Source organism: Pseudoalteromonas sp. TP27 (genome assembly GCF_056470645.1).
The window spans coordinates 110,602-128,131 of record NZ_JARDAK010000008.1 but is presented as its reverse complement, the minus strand read 5'-3'; the positions used below and the strand labels follow the sequence as shown (position 1 = coordinate 128,131).

15 protein-coding genes are annotated in these 17,530 nt (G+C 39.3%); 10 read left to right on the top strand and 5 right to left on the bottom strand.

Going from position 1 to position 17,530, the window contains the following annotated elements:
• Positions 1 to 536: 536 nt before the first annotated feature.
• A complete protein-coding gene (panP, locus tag PX700_RS11540; protein WP_415636827.1) occupies positions 537 to 2,162 on the top strand; it encodes a pyridoxal-dependent aspartate 1-decarboxylase PanP in 1,626 nt (541 codons plus the stop codon).
• 58 nt (positions 2,163 to 2,220) lie between these two features.
• Here the strand turns inward: panP and serA are convergent, their stop codons facing one another.
• Genes serA through PX700_RS11520 form a run of 4 tightly spaced genes read right to left on the bottom strand, consistent with a single transcriptional unit; the run spans position 2,221 to position 5,330 of the window.
• Positions 2,221 to 3,450 (bottom strand): phosphoglycerate dehydrogenase, encoded by a 1,230-nt coding sequence (gene serA, locus PX700_RS11535; protein ID WP_415636828.1) that lies wholly within the window; start codon positions 3,448 to 3,450, stop codon positions 2,221 to 2,223.
• A gap of 9 nt (positions 3,451 to 3,459) precedes the next feature.
• Positions 3,460 to 4,113 (bottom strand): ribose-5-phosphate isomerase RpiA, encoded by a 654-nt coding sequence (gene rpiA, locus PX700_RS11530; RefSeq protein ID WP_479520778.1) that lies wholly within the window; start codon positions 4,111 to 4,113, stop codon positions 3,460 to 3,462.
• 53 nt (positions 4,114 to 4,166) lie between these two features.
• Positions 4,167 to 4,763 (bottom strand): 5-formyltetrahydrofolate cyclo-ligase, encoded by a 597-nt coding sequence (locus PX700_RS11525; protein WP_479520777.1) that lies wholly within the window; start codon positions 4,761 to 4,763, stop codon positions 4,167 to 4,169.
• Positions 4,764 to 4,781: 18 nt separating this feature from the next.
• Positions 4,782 to 5,330 (bottom strand): hypothetical protein, encoded by a 549-nt coding sequence (locus PX700_RS11520; protein ID WP_415636831.1) that lies wholly within the window; start codon positions 5,328 to 5,330, stop codon positions 4,782 to 4,784.
• A 293-nt stretch (positions 5,331 to 5,623) separates the two neighbouring features.
• Here PX700_RS11520 and PX700_RS11515 point away from each other — a divergent pair, with 293 nt between their 5' ends.
• Positions 5,624 to 7,612 carry an LTA synthase family protein gene (locus PX700_RS11515; protein ID WP_479520776.1) on the top strand — a complete coding sequence of 663 codons (1,989 nt, stop codon included), beginning with the start codon at positions 5,624 to 5,626 and terminating at the stop codon, positions 7,610 to 7,612.
• 95 nt (positions 7,613 to 7,707) lie between these two features.
• Here PX700_RS11515 and metK read toward each other — a convergent pair whose 3' ends face one another.
• Positions 7,708 to 8,859, bottom strand: coding sequence for a methionine adenosyltransferase (gene metK, locus PX700_RS11510; protein ID WP_166420951.1), 1,152 nt, complete (start codon positions 8,857 to 8,859; stop codon positions 7,708 to 7,710).
• A 303-nt stretch (positions 8,860 to 9,162) separates the two neighbouring features.
• Between metK and tkt the strand changes: the two genes are divergently transcribed.
• The 8 genes from tkt to PX700_RS11470 all read left to right on the top strand — a co-directional run bounded on the left by tkt (position 9,163) and on the right by PX700_RS11470 (position 17,525).
• Positions 9,163 to 11,154, top strand: a complete 1,992-nt coding sequence (tkt, locus tag PX700_RS11505; RefSeq protein WP_479520775.1) for a transketolase — start codon at positions 9,163 to 9,165, stop codon at positions 11,152 to 11,154.
• A 244-nt stretch (positions 11,155 to 11,398) separates the two neighbouring features.
• Positions 11,399 to 12,589: a hypothetical protein gene (locus PX700_RS11500; RefSeq protein WP_479520774.1), complete on the top strand. Its 1,191-nt coding sequence runs from the start codon at positions 11,399 to 11,401 to the stop codon at positions 12,587 to 12,589.
• The gene (locus PX700_RS11495) at positions 12,586 to 13,392 is read left to right on the top strand and encodes a hypothetical protein (protein ID WP_479520773.1); all 807 of its coding nucleotides are present in this window, start codon (positions 12,586 to 12,588) and stop codon (positions 13,390 to 13,392) included. The genes PX700_RS11500 and PX700_RS11495 overlap by 4 nt, the downstream gene beginning before the upstream one ends.
• A 216-nt stretch (positions 13,393 to 13,608) precedes the next feature.
• A complete protein-coding gene (locus tag PX700_RS11490) occupies positions 13,609 to 14,190 on the top strand; it encodes a hypothetical protein (RefSeq protein ID WP_479520772.1) in 582 nt (193 codons plus the stop codon).
• Entirely contained in the window at positions 14,165 to 14,989 is an 825-nt protein-coding gene (locus PX700_RS11485; RefSeq protein ID WP_479520771.1) for a hypothetical protein, read from the top strand. The genes PX700_RS11490 and PX700_RS11485 overlap by 26 nt, the downstream gene beginning before the upstream one ends.
• Before the next feature lie 299 nt (positions 14,990 to 15,288).
• Positions 15,289 to 15,603 (top strand): pyrimidine/purine nucleoside phosphorylase, encoded by a 315-nt coding sequence (gene ppnP, locus PX700_RS11480; protein ID WP_002958974.1) that lies wholly within the window; start codon positions 15,289 to 15,291, stop codon positions 15,601 to 15,603.
• Between the two features lie 187 nt (positions 15,604 to 15,790).
• On the top strand, positions 15,791 to 16,147 hold the full coding sequence (hpf, locus tag PX700_RS11475; protein WP_007376058.1) for a ribosome hibernation-promoting factor, HPF/YfiA family: 357 nt from the start codon (positions 15,791 to 15,793) through the stop codon (positions 16,145 to 16,147).
• 142 nt (positions 16,148 to 16,289) lie between these two features.
• A complete protein-coding gene (locus tag PX700_RS11470) occupies positions 16,290 to 17,525 on the top strand; it encodes an NRAMP family divalent metal transporter (protein ID WP_415636836.1) in 1,236 nt (411 codons plus the stop codon).
• The last annotated feature ends 5 nt before the right edge of the window (positions 17,526 to 17,530 follow it).

Sequence of the window (17,530 nt, the reverse complement as noted above, 5' to 3'; positions counted from 1 at the left end):
AGTAAATGCCCAATAAATAATTATGTTTAGTCGAATTTTAATTAGGGTCTGTTTACCTTTGCGGATTATAATTTGTTCAAACTAGGGGAGATTTAATCACGGCGCGAGATTTGTAACCTAGTGGGCTCGATAACTGCTCCTGCGTTATTCTACTGGCTTACATCCATGTAAGAATAAGTAAAAACCGAGCAACAAAGAGTAAATAGACCCTAGGCAGAACCCTTTGGGCAGCGTCTGTTTGGCATTAATGCTGCGTTATCGCCTATTTATGGGGAATAACCACACTACATAGGCGCTGCCTTGCCTAAATACCAAACTGGCTGCTGCAAATTTAACCTTGAAAGATAAATAGACCCTAAATTATCATTTTTTTGTCATCGCTTTGATTGCTTTTGTAGGTTTAAGCGAGACATTTTAGTTATATTGCAGTAAAGTTAGCGCAATTTTTAAAGAAACACGATTGCTCTAAAGATCCTATTAATTAGGCGTTTTTAATGAGGAAGCGCGTGTTTTAGCTACACACACTAGGTATTGAGATGGATCAAAAGCGTTGTGCCGTCGCCTCTAAAGAAAGCCTTAAGCGTATATTTACTGTACCTGAAGCGCCAGACTCAACTTTAAGCAAAATCGAGCTTGAAATTTCGAGTAATTTAGCAGGTTTTCTAAACGAAAATATAGCGGCAATTGAAAAACCATTACATGAAATCGAAAAAGATTTTCAATCGGCAGTGATCCCAGAGGATCCAACGTTTGTATCTGCTTATGCCCAAGATATAATGGAGCAACTTGTTGCACATTCAGTGCATACAGCTGCGCCTAGCTTTATTGGTCACATGACCTCTGCATTGCCGCATTTCTTATTACCGCTGTCAAAATTGATGGTAGGGCTAAATCAAAATCTAGTAAAAATAGAAACATCTAAAGCGTTTACGCCTCTTGAGCGTCAAGTGCTTGGAATGATGCATCATTTAGCTTATGGGCAAGAAGACTCGTTCTATTCTAAATGGATGCACAGTGCTAAAACCTCATTAGGCGCATTTTGCTCTGGTGGCACGGTTGCTAATATTACTGCGCTGTGGATTGCGCGAAACCGCTTATTAAAACCCGACGGTGATTTTACAGGTATTGGCGCACAAGGCCTAATTGCCGGTATGCTGCATTATGGCTATAAAGGTTTAGCCGTATTAATATCAGAACGCGGACATTACTCTTTAGGTAAATCGGTTGATTTACTGGGCATTGGTCGCGATAACTTAATTGGTATTAAAACCTGCGAAAATAATAAAGTTGACGTAGGCGCTATGCGCGAAAAAGCGCGTGAGCTTGAATCGCAAGGCATTAAAGTAATGGCAATTATTGGGGTAGCGGGTACAACCGAAACCGGCAATATTGACCCACTTGATGAAATGGCCGACTTAGCACAAGACATTAACTGTCATTTTCATGTAGATGCGGCATGGGGCGGAGCAACGCTTTTATCAAACACGCATCGTCCTTTACTCAAAGGAATAGAGCGAGCAGATTCAATTACTATTGATGCACATAAGCAAATGTATGTACCAATGGGAGCGGGTTTGGTGTTGTTTAAAGACCCTGCAGCAACCGATGCTATAGAGCATCATGCTGAGTACATACTGCGTAAAGGTTCAAAAGACTTAGGTAGCCACACACTTGAAGGTAGCCGACCAGGTATGGCAATGTTAGTACATGCTTGCTTACGTGTTATTGGTCGTAAAGGTTACGAAATGCTGATTGATCGAAGCATCAAAAAAGCGCATTACTTTGCTGACTTAATCAAAGCTGATGAAGACTTTGAGCTTATCTCAGAACCTGAGTTGTGCTTATTAACGTATCGTTATGTACCTAAGCAAATTAAACAAGCAATAGCCGATGCAGATGCTGCAACTCGGTTAGATATTTTTGCCTCTCTGAATCGTTTTACTGCCAGTATGCAAAAACGTCAGCGAGAGTCTGGCCGCTCATTTGTATCACGTACTCGTTTAACGCCTTCTAAATACGACAATCAACCTACAGTTGTATTTAGAGTGGTACTTGCAAACCCGCTTACCTCAGGCGCTATTTTAAAAGAGATATTGGCTGAGCAAAAAGAGTTGGCTGCAACAGATCCGGTATTCAAAAAATACTTAAGAAAGTATATGTAATCTAAACACAAAAAAGGGTCCATAAGGACCCTTTTTTAATATCAAAGAGTGGTATTAATTAATGTAAAATACGTGCTCTAATTGTACCCTCAACAGCGCTTAGCTCTTTAAGTGCTACTTCAGATTGATCTGTATCTACATCAATAACTACATAACCAATAGATGCGTCTGTTTGTAGGTATTGCGCAGCAATATTAATACCGTGCTGTGCAAACGCTTGGTTAATTTGCGTTAGTACACCAGGGCGGTTGTGGTGTACGTGTAATAAACGGCTACGATTAGCAAGCTCTGGCAGCGATACTTCAGGGAAGTTAACCGCAGTAATAGTTGAGCCATTATCTGAATATTTAGCCAATTTACCCGCTACTTCAATACCAATGTTTTCTTGCGCTTCTTGTGTTGAGCCACCAATGTGCGGCGTTAAAATAACATTGTCGAATTGGCGTAGTGGCGATACAAATTCTTCATCGTTAGATTTTGGCTCAGTAGGGAACACATCGATTGCTGCACCACTTAGTTTTTTCTCTGTTAGTGCTTCTGCAAGTGCATCAATATCAACAACCGTTCCGCGTGAAGCATTGATCAAAATAGATCCCTGCTTCATAACAGCAAGTTCTGCGCTACCAATTAGGTTTTTAGTTTGCGGTGTTTCTGGTACGTGTAAGCTAATAATATCAGAGCGTTGCAACAGCTGAGTTAGGTTATGCACTTGCTTTGCATTACCCAGTGATAACTTATCTTCGATATCGTAATATTCTACGTTCATACCGATGTTTTCAGCCATAATACCTAGCTGAGTACCAATGTGACCATAGCCAATAATACCTAAAGTTTTACCACGTGCTTCAAACGAACCATTTGCTGTTTTTAACCAGCCACCACGATGAGCCGCTGCGTTACGCTCTGGAATACCGCGTAATAAAAGTAGGATTTCACCAAGTACAAGTTCAGCAACTGAACGAGTATTAGAAAATGGAGCGTTAAATACAGCAATACCGCGTTCGCGTGCTGCATCTAAATCAACTTGGTTTGTACCAATACAAAAACAACCTACAGCCACTAGTTTTTCAGCTGACTCTAATACGGCTTGGTTAATATGAGTACGAGAACGAAGCCCTACAAAGTGAACATCTTTAATGCGCTCTTTTAGCTCGTCCTCAGGTAAGGATGTTTTAACGTAGTCGATATTGCTATAGCCGTTACGTTTTAGCGTTTCAACAGCGCTTTGGTGAACACCTTCAAGCAAGAGAATTTTAATCTTGTCTTTTGCTAACGATACCTTACTCATAACCTCATCCTATTTAATTTGTGGCCCATTTTTAGTACCGATAATCACTTTATCAGCGCCGCGCATCGCAAATAGGCCGTTGGTAACTACGCCAACAATTGAATTTATTTGTGTTTCAAGTTGTTTAGCATTGGTAATTTTTAAGTTAAATACATCTAATATAACGTTACCGTTATCGGTAACTACACCTTGGCGATAAACAGGGTCACCACCAAGCTTTAATAATTCTCGTGCAACGTAGCTGCGCGCCATCGGAATAACTTCTACCGGAAGCGGAAAATCGCCCAATGTATCTACTAATTTGGTGTCATCAACAATACACACAAATTGCTTAGCAACAGCAGCTACTATTTTTTCGCGAGTAAGGGCTGCACCGCCGCCTTTAATCATTTCGTTCTGAGCGTTTATTTCGTCAGCACCATCAACGTATACATCTAAAGCAGCAACGTTATTAAGCTCAAATACTTCAATACCTAACGCTTGTAGGCGCGCAGTAGAAGCTTCTGAGCTAGATACAGCGCCTACAATAGTGTCCTTTACTGAGCCAAGGGCATCAATAAAGTGATTAACAGTAGAGCCTGTACCCACACCTACAATAGTGTTTTCTTTTATAAACTCGAGTGCTGCCCAAGCAGCTGCTTTTTTTAATTCGTCTTGTGTCATTGCTTTGTGCTCATGTATGTCAGAAATATGCGGTTAGTAATCAAATTTAATTGTTACCAACTGTATGTTTTATCTGGGGTGATAATGGTTTTAAGTGGTACATCCCACGATTCTATTGGTAAAGTTTCAACTTTTTGGCATTCATGTGCAAGGCCAATTAGTTGTGGTTTTTGCCAATTTTGTTCATGTAAACATGCCAATGTCCGGTCGTAAAACCCACCTCCCATTCCTAGGCGATTACCTTGTTTGTCAAATGCAACTAATGGCATAAGGAGGTAATGAAGCACTGGTAATGGGCATATTTGAGAGCAGTTCAGCTTAGGCTCCAAGATACCATAGCGATTTGCTCTCATGGGTGAGTTTTTCTCATAGCGCTGAAATAGTAAATTAGCGCCATTGAATGGGTGTATTATAGGTAGGTAAACAGCATGATTTAAACTCCATAATTCTTTAATTAACAATGAGGTGTCTAGCTCTCCATCATTACTTAAATAAATGGCAATATGCTTTGAATTCGTTGTTTTTTCGCTTTTTAAATGTTGAATAAAATTCATTTTTAGCAATTGAGCAGCAATTATTTGCTGATTATTTGATAAGTTATTACGAATTTCACGAATTTCAGCTCTTATTTTTGCGCGTTTATTGCTCATTAAATTAATTAGCCATTCTTAAAAAGAGAATAAATCGGGAAAAATTAAAAAAACAGCCAGTACGATTAGCAAAATAGTGGCAGTTGCAATCAATGAATATAAAAGTAAGTTACTGCGTTTTTTAGGAGGCGCTAAGTCATCATCTAGCATTAGGTCGTCATCTTGCCATTCGTCAATATTTTCGTCTGGTGTTTTTAATTGAACGTCAGGAAGTCGTTGCTCTAACTCATCTAGTTTTTCTTCAAGGCGAATTAAGCTGCTAGTGATGTAATCGAGTGCATCAAAAATACGTTCATCACGTTGACTGTCATTTGCAGTAGGGGCAGAGCTATTTTGAATAGCGCTTGAAACAGCTTGAAGCTTACTTTTAATGCCTAAGCTTGCTAGTAACTTAGCTTGTTTTAATGCTTTGTCTTTATTACTTGGCGCAAACAGTGGCTTACCTTTAAAAAAAAGAGCTATTTTTTCGTCTGACGTTTTTAATTTTGCAGCTAAATTTGTACATGCTGTTTTTATGTCAACGCTATCGGCAAGTCCTGCAAATATAACGCGAAAGTTATCGGCCATTTAACTATCCCTAAAGCTTTATAATGAAGCGAGTATAAACCGAACCCCTTGATAAATGTATCTCTATGTAAAATAAAATTGTTAAACATATCTATTTCCCAAGAGATTACTTACAAAAAAAGTTGATTAGTATTTCAATAGAATATTCCATTACTTGCAATTAAATGTGAATGTAATATTTCATATGTAAAGTTTTTTCTTTAATTACAAGTAATTATAGCTATTTCCTTGTTGAAATAGCTTAAACAAGTAAAATTGTTTTCCTAGGGGTATAATATATTAGGTACAGGATTTTGCTAAAAACACACACACTTCCATCTAGCCGCTGGCTAGAATTTGTAAAAGAAAGCGGACGTATTGCCACTCTTTGGTTTGCTGGTGTACTACTTTTTATGGGCTTTCGGATTTTCTTTTTAATTCATTTTAGTGATCGTATTACTTCAGAACTAGATATTGATTCAATAATAGTGACATTAAAAGCGGGTTTAGCATTCGATTCTGCCGCGACGGGGGTCTGTTTTAGTATTGTTTTTATTTTAAACTGTATTTTACAGCCTCTACGTTTAGGACAATGGGTTAGAAAAGCACGTATATATACAAGCCGAATATTTTTCATTACGTCAACAATACTATGTATAACGAGTATTACTTACATTGCTGAATATGGAAGCCAGTTTAACTTTTTTATGTTTGAAGGGCTAAATGACGATCAACAAGCTATTGCATTAACTGTAATCGAGCAATATAAACCGTGGGGTAGCCTAGTTAGTTTAGTTATTTTATTAGCGATAGCATTTAAAATAAATAAACTAGTTGATAGGAAAAGCTATAGTGCTATCAATCACCTTTTCACCACTAATATATTAAAGCGTACGATTTTAGTTGCATTGATTATTGTTTTATTTGTTTGTGCAATAAGAGGATCATTTGAAACTCGTCCTGCTTCTCGAAAATGGTCAGCAGTAACGACAGATGCTTTTGTAAATAACCTTGTAATAAATCCGTTTCGAAGCTTCATATATGCCATTAAAGATTATAATGATTTACAAAGTTTTGGTTTAAATGGTCACAATCCTTACTTACGAAAAAATGCACCTGACATAGATAACCCTTTAGCGACGCTTGAGAAAAAAACCAGTGCGCCAATTTTAGCGGCACCTTCACAAGTGTTTTTTATTGTTATGGAAAGTTATGATGCTTGGCCGTTACAGCAAAAATATACATCGCTCAATTTAACTAATGAACTACGTAATTTAGCTAGTAAAGGTATATATTTAAATAATGTATTACCTGCAGCAAGCAGTACTATGAATTCGCTATCTAGCCTTATGTCTGGTATAGCGTTTTCGGGCGTTAACATGAGCCGTATTGGACCACAAAAACCAGCGAGTAAGTTATCAATATTTAATCAACTTGAGCAACTAGGTTATCAAAGTCGATTTTATTATGGCGGCTTGCTGTCATGGCAAAATATAGGCGAATATGTGCTTTCACAAGGAGCTGATAAAGTATTTTCGGCTGCAGACACTGGAGGTAAAGGAAGTGCTGGTGTGTGGGGAATTGATGATGGTCAGTTATTTGATTTAGTCGATACTGAAACAGATGAAAAAAGTTTTAACTTAATCATGAGTGGGAGTTACCACGGGCCATTTAACTTAGATTTAGATAAGTATGGGTATCCTTTAAAATCAGTTGCTGACTATCCAAAGGAAATTCAAGCTTTAGATGATGACTTATTAGACCCTTACGTATTAGGGCATTTATGGTATGCCGATAAAATGCTTGGTCAATTTGTTCGTAAAATGGAGCAGCGCTACCCAGATGCATTATTTGTAATTACAGGTGATCACTATAGTCGCCGTTATTTACATCATCGCCCTGATCTATATGAACTAACACATGTACCGCTTGTTATTTATGGTAAAGGTGTAAATCCAAACTGGGTATCGAGCGATCAATTAGCGAGCCATATGGATATTGCACCTACATTATTAAACTTAATAGCACCGCAAAATACGACATTTTATAGCATGGGCCAGTCGCTATTAAATCAACCTAAAGATCGTACTGTATTTGGTTTTCAAACTGTGCGTAAACCAGAACAGCTTTGGCGTGGTGATTTTTCGTCAATATATGAGTATCAAAAAGTTGAACCAGAGGATCGGATTAACTTAGCACCACTTAAGCCGCAGCCTTTTGAACCAATTGATGTAGCAACAGAGCAAGCTTATAATAAGTATATGGCTACAGCGTGGCAGTTACTTACTAAAGGAATGGATTAATAGATTTAAAAGTAGCTTTTAAAGCTGCTTTTACTCAATTAGTTTACATATAAAAAAAGCGCCAATTGGCGCTTTTTTTATATTTACTTAGCCAATCAAAGGCCAGCCGCTGCACGAAGTGCGTCTGCTTTATCTGTACGTTCCCAAGGGAACTCTTCACGACCAAAGTGGCCGTAAGCCGCTGTAGGAAGGTAGATAGGGCGCTCTAAATCAAGCATTTGAATTAAGCCGTAAGGGCGTAGGTCAAAGTGTTCACGAATAAGCTCGATTAAACGGCTTTCTTCTAGCTTGCTTGTACCAAACGTTTCAACGCTGATAGAAGTAGGCTCTGCAACACCAATAGCGTAAGAAACTTGAAGTTCACACTTATCAGCTAGGCCAGCAGCCACTACATTTTTAGCTACGTAACGTGCAGCGTATGCAGCACTACGGTCAACTTTTGATGGATCTTTACCAGAGAAAGCACCACCACCGTGACGAGCCATACCACCGTATGTATCTACAATGATTTTACGACCTGTTAAACCACAATCGCCCATTGGTCCGCCAATTACAAAGCGACCTGTTGGGTTAATGAAAAACTTAGTCGCGCTTGTAATAAGTTCAGCAGGAAGTACCGGCTTGATGATTGTTTCCATCACCGCTTCTACTAAATCTTTTTGTGAAATATCTTCGCTGTGCTGAGTAGAAAGTACCACTGCATCAATACCTACTGGTTTGCCGTTTTCGTATGCAAAAGTAACTTGAGATTTTGCATCTGGACGTAACCAGTTAAGCTCGCCGCTTTTACGAACCTCAGCTTGGCGCTGAACTAAACGGTGTGAGTAAGTAATTGGAGCAGGCATTAGTACTTCTGTCTCGTTACATGCGTAACCAAACATTAAGCCTTGGTCGCCAGCACCTTGTTCTTCTGGGCTAGTACGGTCAACACCTTGGTTAATGTCAGGAGACTGTTTACCAATAGTGTTTAAAATAGCACACGAGTCTGCATCGAAACCCATGTCTGAATTTGTATAGCCAATGTCACGAATTGTTTTACGTGTAATTTCTTCGATATCAACCCATGCGCTAGTAGTGATTTCACCACCAACCATAACCATACCGGTTTTTACGTAAGTTTCGCATGCAACACGGGCATGAGAGTCTTGCTCTAGGATAGCATCAAGTACCGCATCAGAGATTTGATCGGCGATTTTATCCGGATGACCTTCAGAAACTGATTCAGAAGTAAATAAATGTTTTGCCATTGTAATTCTGCTCACAAATATTGCGCTTCACAAACGTCGGTATTAGCGCTAAAAAATTAAGGGGCGTATTTTATCGAAAACAAAACACCTTGCATAGTGTTTTTACGCCTAGACGTCTAAATAAAATGTATAATAACTTTTTGGTCTTAAAAAATATTCATAATGCCTCATTTTTATAGGGTTTTTAATTGCACACAGCCCCCACAATAAGTAAGAATGGTGCCATAAAAGCTCTTAAGTGACTTATGAGCATAAACGATTACATAAATACCCGCGCAAATACACATAAAGGTAGGAGAATTCATGCCATCTCGCAAAGAACTTGCAAATGCTATTCGCGTCTTGTCAATGGACGCAGTACAAAAGGCCAAATCTGGTCACCCTGGAGCCCCTATGGGCATGGCCGATATCGCAGAAGTACTATGGCGCGATTATCTAAAGCATAACCCAACAAATCCAGAGTGGGCTGACCGTGACAGATTTATTCTTTCAAACGGCCACGGTTCAATGCTTATATATTCTCTATTGCACCTAAGTGGTTACGACTTACCACTGGACGAAATTAAAAACTTCCGTCAAATGCATTCTAAAACACCAGGTCACCCTGAATATGGCTATGCACCAGGAATCGAAACTACTACGGGTCCATTAGGTCAAGGGATCACAAATGCCGTAGGTATGGCAATTGCTGAAAAAGCGCTAGCTGCACAGTTTAACCGTGAAGGTCACGATATTGTTGATCACTTTACCTATGCATTTATGGGCGACGGTTGCCTTATGGAAGGTATTTCTCATGAAGCGGGTTCACTTGCTGGCACATTAGGCCTTGGTAAACTTGTTGCATTTTGGGATGACAACGGCATTTCAATCGATGGCGAAGTAGAAGGTTGGTTTACAGATGACACGCCAGCGCGCTTTAAAGCATATGGCTGGCATGTAATTAGTGGTGTTGATGGCCACGACAGCGACGCTGTAAGTGCTGCAATTGCAGAGGCTAAAAGCGTTACCGATAAGCCATCACTAATTTGTTGTAAAACAATTATTGGTTACGGCTCACCTAATAAATCAGGTAGCCACGATTGTCACGGTGCTCCACTAGGTGATGACGAAATTAAAGCGTCTCGCGAATTTTTAGGTTGGACTGGCGATGCGTTCGAAATTCCTGATGATATTTACGCACAATGGGATGGCAAAGAAAAAGGCCAACAGCTTGAATCAAGCTGGGACGAAAAATTTGCAGCATACGCAAAAGCATACCCAGAGCTAGCGTCAGAATACAAGCGTCGTATTAACAACGAACTTCCTGGCGATTGGGCTGAAAAATCTCAAGCGTATATTGAGCAATTACAAGCAAACCCAGCAAACCCAGCGTCTCGTAAAGCATCGCAAAATGCACTAAATGCATTTGGTCCGTTATTACCAGAATTTATGGGTGGCTCAGCCGATTTAGCTGGCTCAAACTTAACAATTTGGGATGGCTCTAAAGGTTTAACACACGATGATGCAAGCGGTAACTACATTTACTACGGTGTACGTGAGTTTGGTATGTCAGCAATTATGAATGGTATTGCTCTTCATAAAGGCTTTATTCCTTACGGTGCTACGTTCTTAATGTTTGTTGAATATGCAAAAAATGCTGTACGTATGGCTGCATTAATGAAGCAACCAAGCATTTTTGTATACACGCACGATTCAATTGGTTTAGGTGAAGATGGTCCAACTCACCAACCAGTAGAGCAAATTGCAAGCATGCGTTTAACGCCTAACTTATACAACTGGCGCCCGTGTGACCAAGTTGAGTCGGCAATTGCATGGCAACAAGCTATTGAGCGTAAAGACGGCCCTACATCGCTTATCTTTACTCGCCAAGGTCTTGAGCAACAAGCGCGTGACGCACAGCAATTAGCAGATGTTAAGAAGGGTGGTTACATCCTTAGTTGTGACGGCAACCCAGAGATTATCTTTATTGCGACGGGCTCTGAAGTGCAACTAGCACAAGATTCAGCAAGCGAACTACGCAGCCAAGGTAAAAAGGTACGTGTTGTATCTATGCCATGTACTGATGCCTTTGAAGATCAAAGCGCTGCATACAAAGAAAGCGTATTACCGGCATCTGTTTCACGTCGCGTAGCAGTAGAAGCGGGTATTGCTGACTACTGGTACAAGTATGTAGGTCTAAACGGCGCAGTAGTAGGTATGACTACCTTTGGTGAGTCGGCACCTGCTGGTGAGCTGTTTGAGCACTTTGGTTTTACAGTGGCAAACATTGTAAGCAAAGCAAACGAGCTTTTTTAATAGCTTTGATTAAATAAAGTAAGTAATTGAAAAGCCCGCACTGTGAAAAATAGTGCGGGCTTTTTTGTTTGTAGGTCGTGCTTTAGCGCGTTAAAGGTATATCAAAAATATGACGCCATAAATGACGACCTACAATGGAGCAAAAAAGGTGCAATTCAACATTATAATACTGCGTTAAAAACTTTTGCTCTAATAAATAATTTAACGTAGTATTTTAACCCAGACTCATTTACAAGGAAGAAATATGTCTTGGTCTAAACTCAATAAAACTATCAATGCTCATTCTGTAATCCCTATTGACGCGCTTAGCTGTCGAGATTTTGGTGTTAAGCTCCCTGTTAATTTCCCATTTAGTAAAGCTAAATTTACCTGCCAAGCTCTCGCTATGCTATCGCAGCTCAATGACTATGATTTAAAAATGGTGTGCGCCGATATCATTCAAATATGCGCTAATCCAAATGCTAACAACTCAATTAAGCATAGCCGTAACCCGCTGCGCCGTTTATGGCGAACAAAGTACCCGTTCCGTAATTATCATTTTTTAATACGTTATAGCTTAGAAGCAAGTAATATATCCATAACCGATATATTATTTGATAAGCAATTAGAGGGAGCCAAAAATAATTTTGCTGCAGAGCGTACCATGCTTTATGAAGTGAAAAGGCGAAGCCGTCATACATACGACAAAGCAATGAATGATGACGAAATAAAGAAAGTACAAGGAGCTTGGGAACCAATACCAACTCCAACCACACAAATAAAAACGCAGCATGCGGCGGTCAATGGTATGCAAAATGAGCTTAACAAAGCCACATGGTTAATGGGCACCCACCTTGATAGATCCTATGAGGGAGACGGTATAAAAGCTTATACGTTATTTCATAACCCCACCGATTATACAAAGCTTGACTTAATTGAGTGCGCGTTTGATAAGCGTTCAGGGACTAAATCCCACAATGCTCAGCATTTAGCAGCCGTGCTGGCACAAAATAATCAGCAAGGTAAACAAGTAAAATGGCTAGCTCACAGCCAAGGGGCAATCATTTTTTGTGCCGCGCTAGAGCATTATCGCATTCACTATGGTAAGCCTCTTGCGGGTCAGCAACTCGCTGTGCATGGTTCAGGCTCAAATGTCGAACGTTTAAAACGCATTGCCCATAGCGTAGGTGTAAAAGTAGTCTCAGTGCGTAATAACCCTTATGATTTAGTGCCTAATTTAGCTGACCGCAGTAAAATATCATCCAGTAGTTTAGTACGTTCGCTGAAATTTAAAGGGCTGGTTACAGATGGCTCTGTTGGCGAAAGCCCACACACTTTACCATTTTTAGGCTTAGTCACCTATGCTGACCAACTGCAAATGCTAGGTAATAATGAAAAGGCCGATATAGTAAGAAAGTTTATTAAAACTCTACCGCCTACGGATGCGCGATTATGATCAAATTAGCCAAGGCGTTTTACCGTGGTTTTATTGGCGGGCCCAGCTTCGACAACTGTATTCATTATCGCTTTATTTTAGAAGATAAGCAGTTAACACTTGATATGCCTAGCAGTAATGTTGCTGCTGTACCGTCTACCATTGACGTGTCGTTTCCCTATAATTCGAAAACTTGGTTTAATCAGCACAAGGAAGATTATTTCCATCACGTATATGTACATATGCTTACTAAAAACTGGATGTACTTGCCACCAGTGAGCTATTTGCCAAGTAGTGAGTATGGCATGCTTAGTTGCCAACTAAGAATTAAGCAAACCCACAAAATAAATGTACAGGACTTTGAGCAACTTAAGCATTTTGTAATTGAATCATATGAGAACTTTCATTGGGGACCTGATGGCAGAAATACCGAAGTTAAAAATGACACTACATTAGAATCAAGTAAAATGGCCGTCCCTTTTGAGCCTGATGAGTTAGAGGAAGAAATTTTAGGACGTATTGAGACTCGAGGATATCCACCACTACCGGCGGCCAAAGAAGTTATACTTAATAATCGCCAGTGGGTGTTTTACCAAGTAAAAAGAAACAACAGTCTCTCTCGCCAAGATTTTTATTGTTTACCATTAAGTGAACATGCTTTTTTAGAGGTTGAATTTAATCATCGTATTGATCGCTCTGATAAGCATAAAAAATGGGCTAAGCATGCACTTGAGTCACAACAGCGGATTATGGAATCAATAAAGCTCAGTGATTTACCTCCAGACTACGATAATTTAATTACTGATAATACAAATAATGCTTAAATTAGCTAAGGCGTTTTATCGTGGTTTTATTGGGGGGCCCAATTTTGAAAATTGTGTTCACCATCGCCTTATTTTAGAAGACAGACTACTCACTCTCGATGTACCGGATAGCAATGTCGCAGCTTTACCATCTACCATTGATATATCGTTTCCTTACAATTCAACAAGCTGGTTTAATCAACATAAAAAAACTATTTACACCATGAATACGTACATATGCTTACTGAAAACTGGATGTATTTACCACCGATTAACACCTTCCTTAGCAGAGAGTTTGGTATGTTTAGTTGCCAACTAAGGATTAAACAAACCAATGAAGTCAATGTGCTTGATATCAACCAATTAAAACATTTTGTGATTGAATCATATGACAACTTTCATTGGGGACCTGATGGCAGAAATACCGAAGTTAAAAATGATACCACATTAGAATCCAGTAAAAGAGCAAACCCTTGGCAGGGCGAAGCACTAAAAAAGGAGATTTTAGAGCGTGTAGAAATTTATGGTTATCCACCATTGCCCGCTGCTCAAGAGACAATTATTAATAATCGTCAATGGGTATTTTATCAAATTAAAAAATCAAATCGACGCTCTCGCTATGATTTTTATTGCCTCCCTTTAAGTGAACATGCTTTTTTAGAAGTAAAGTTTAACCATCGTGTTGACCGCTCAGATAAACATAAAAAATGGGCTAAGCATGCACTTGAATCACAACAGCGGATTATGGAATCAATAAAGCTCAGTGATTTACCTCCAGATCACGATAATTTAATTGCTGATAATTCTAAAAGTGTTTAATTTAGCCAAGGCTTTTTACCGTGGTTTTATTGGCGGGCCCAGCTTCGACAACTGTATTCATCACCGCCTTATTTTAGAAGATAAGTTACTTACTCTTGATATACCGGATAGCAATGTCGCAGCTGTACCGTCTACTATTGATATATCGTTTCCTTACAATTCAACAAGCTGGTTTAACCAACATAAAAAAAACTATTTACATCATGAATACGTGCATATGCTCACTGAAAATTGGATGTATTTACCACCAGTTAGTTATTTGCCCAGTAGTGAGTATGGCATGCTCAGTGGTCAGTTACGGATTAAACAAACCAATAAAATCAATGTGCTTGATATCAGCCAATTAAAACATTTTGTAATTGATGAGTACGATGACTTTCATTGGGCCCCAGATGGAAAAAACACTAAAATCAAAAATGATACCACCTTAGAATCGAGTAAAAGAGCAAATCCTTGGCAGGGGGAAGCTTTAAAAGAAGAAATTATAGGTCGTATTGAATCTTATGGAAAGCCGCCATTACCTGCCGCTAAAGAGGTTATGATTAATAATCGCCAATGGGTATTTTACCAAGTAAAAAAAAGTAATAGGCGCTCTCGTCACGATTTTTATTGTTTGCCATTAAGTGAGCATGCTTTTTTAGAGATAAAATTTAACCATCGTGTTGATCGCTCTGATAAGCATAAAAAATGGGCTAAGCATGCACTTGAATCACAACCGCGGATTATGGAATCAATTAAGCTCACTGAGTTACCCTCGGACCATGATAATTTAATAACAGATAACTCGCAGGGGTTTTAACTTTCTCAAAGTCTACCTTTTATAAAAGAGTTACTTTTAAAAGCCAGAAATATGCGCATCTACAAGTAGTTGTACCCAAAGTTAAGGATCGTTATTTGTAGACGTAGAGCTTGCTCACGTGAGAAGCGTAGCTTCTAATTATTTAACATATCCTCTAAAAACTAATATTCAATAAAAATAGGTTGTTGTTTGCCGTTATGATATTTTGACTTAATGTTTTTCGCTCCACTTCCTTGCAAGCTCATTATGTATCAGGCAATGTGACCGCAATTAAATATAAAAATTAGCAGGAGCTAAAAATGCCAAAGTTCGATAACGTGAGTGTAGTAAAAAAAGCCAATGTATATTTTGACGGAAAAGTGTCGAGCCGTACCGTTATTTTAGGTGATGGCGAAGCAAAAACGTTGGGCTTTATGCAACCAGGTGAGTTTGTTTTTGATACAAACCAAAAAGAATGCATGGAGCTTTTAGCTGGCCAATGGGATATTTTATTACCAGGCGCGAGTGAGTGGAAAACATTTAATGCAGGTGAATCGTTTAATGTAGATGCAAACGTAAGCTTTAAAGTAAAAGTATCTGATTTTGCTGATTACTGTTGTTCGTACACAGATTAATCAATCAGAGCTTAAATTAAGTAGACGTCTGAAAGCCCATGCAATGTGGGCTTTGCATAAACTTTGCGCAACACATGATTTAAATCACCAAAAGCCGTAAATAATCCTCAAATATATCTCTTTTTTCCTTGTGTTAATCTAAATAGCCCCCAATACTAATTGTAGGTAACAAATAAAAGGATACCCTATGAAAATTAATCTTTCTGGTCACCATGTTGAAGTTACTGACTCTATTAGAGAGCACATCAACGAAAAATTTTCAAAAATCGAGAGCCATTTCCCATCGCTTATTGCACTCGATATTATTTTGTCTAAAGAGCATCATAAGATCCAAGCTGAAATTAGCACAAATTACGAAGGCACGCGCATATCGGTAAAAGGGGAAAACGAAGTTATGTACCCAGCCATTGCAAGTGCAGCTAAAAAACTCGATGCGGCACTAAAACATCGAAAAGGGCAAATAAAAGCTAACCTACACGAAAAGCCTGTAAGCACGACACCTGAAATCGCACACGAGATCATTCAAGAGATGGATCTTAAATAAAAATTAGTCACAAAGTATTGTAAAAAAGAGCCGCCTGGCTCTTTTTTATTGCCTGTAATTTAGGTAAGTTATGCGTTCTTGTAGTTTATTAATTATAAAAGTTGATAAAAATAGCGTACAACACACATATTTTGAGAAATTAATGCACACAACAAAAACAGTATGGAAGTCTCGTCTAGGTGCGCTTGGACCTGGAATACTCATGGCAACAGCCGCTATTGGCGGTTCTCACTTAGTTGCCTCTACGCAAGCTGGAGCAATATTTGGCTGGCAATTATTTTGGCTAATACTCGTAGTAAATGTTTTAAAATATCCATTTTTTCGTTTTGGTATGGAATACACACTCGCTACTAAAAACAGCTTAGTGGAGGGGTATAAAAGTAAAGGTCCGTTTTACTTTTATAGCTTTATTGGTTTAAACATTGTAGCCGCCGTTGTTAATACCGCCGGCGTATTACTGCTTACCGCAAGCTTACTGCATTACGCTCTACCCGTGGTTATTGAGGTAACCTTGCTTTGCTGGATGCTGCTGGGCGTGTGCTTAGTTATATTATTACTTGGGCACTTTAAAGCGCTCGATAACGTTGCTAAAGGCATTATGGGGCTGCTTACACTCGCGACTTTAATTGCCCTTGCCATTGCATTTAGTAACGGTCCAATGGCACCGGCTGATTATGTAGGGCCTTCACCATATGAACTTGCCATGCTTAGCTTTATGGTGGCTTTAATGGGCTGGATGCCAGCGCCTATCGAAATATCTGCATTAAGCTCTTTATGGCTAAAAGAAAAACAAGCGCAGCAAACCGTCACTAAAAGCCAAGGCCTGTTCGATTTTAACGTAGGTTACTGGCTTACAGCCGGCTTAGCCTTGGTATTTTTTAGCTTAGGCGTATTAGTGCAATACGGGCAAACCAGCAGTATAGAACTCGGTGGAGTCGCCTTTGCCAAGCAACTTATTGATATGTACGCATTAACAATAGGGGAGTGGGCAAGGCCGCTGGTATCAGCAATCGCTTTCTTATGTATGTTTGGCACCACACTTACGGTGCTTGACGGCTACGCCCGCACGCTCAACGAGTCTCATAAGTTACTTGGCTTTAAGCAATCAAAACACAGCTTAAATATTTGGTTAATACTGCAAGCACTTGCAGGTATGGCGGTTATTTTATTTTTTAAATCAGCCCTTGGCCCCATGCTTACGTTTGCGATGACGCTTTCATTTGTTACAACGCCTGTATTTGCATGGCTTAACTTTAGTCTTGTGCGATCAGAGCCTGCTATTAAGCACAGCGTGCTATTACGTAGTTTAACTTGGTTAGGCTTAGTGTACTTGGTTGGTTTTGCTGTTGCGTTTGTAGTGTGGAAACTAGCAGCCTAAATACA

Coding starts and splice junctions, on each gene's coding strand:
- panP (WP_415636827.1), top strand. CDS start 537: ATGGATCAAAAGCGTTGTGCCGTCGCCTCTAAAGAAAGCCTTAAGCGT.
- serA (WP_415636828.1), bottom strand. CDS start 3,450: ATGAGTAAGGTATCGTTAGCAAAAGACAAGATTAAAATTCTCTTGCTT.
- rpiA (WP_479520778.1), bottom strand. CDS start 4,113: ATGACACAAGACGAATTAAAAAAAGCAGCTGCTTGGGCAGCACTCGAG.
- PX700_RS11525 (WP_479520777.1), bottom strand. CDS start 4,763: ATGAGCAATAAACGCGCAAAAATAAGAGCTGAAATTCGTGAAATTCGT.
- PX700_RS11520 (WP_415636831.1), bottom strand. CDS start 5,330: ATGGCCGATAACTTTCGCGTTATATTTGCAGGACTTGCCGATAGCGTT.
- metK (WP_166420951.1), bottom strand. CDS start 8,859: ATGGCAAAACATTTATTTACTTCTGAATCAGTTTCTGAAGGTCATCCG.
- tkt (WP_479520775.1), top strand. CDS start 9,163: ATGCCATCTCGCAAAGAACTTGCAAATGCTATTCGCGTCTTGTCAATG.
- PX700_RS11500 (WP_479520774.1), top strand. CDS start 11,399: ATGTCTTGGTCTAAACTCAATAAAACTATCAATGCTCATTCTGTAATC.
- PX700_RS11495 (WP_479520773.1), top strand. CDS start 12,586: ATGATCAAATTAGCCAAGGCGTTTTACCGTGGTTTTATTGGCGGGCCC.
- PX700_RS11490 (WP_479520772.1), top strand. CDS start 13,609: ATGCTTACTGAAAACTGGATGTATTTACCACCGATTAACACCTTCCTT.
- ppnP (WP_002958974.1), top strand. CDS start 15,289: ATGCCAAAGTTCGATAACGTGAGTGTAGTAAAAAAAGCCAATGTATAT.
- hpf (WP_007376058.1), top strand. CDS start 15,791: ATGAAAATTAATCTTTCTGGTCACCATGTTGAAGTTACTGACTCTATT.
- PX700_RS11470 (WP_415636836.1), top strand. CDS start 16,290: ATGCACACAACAAAAACAGTATGGAAGTCTCGTCTAGGTGCGCTTGGA.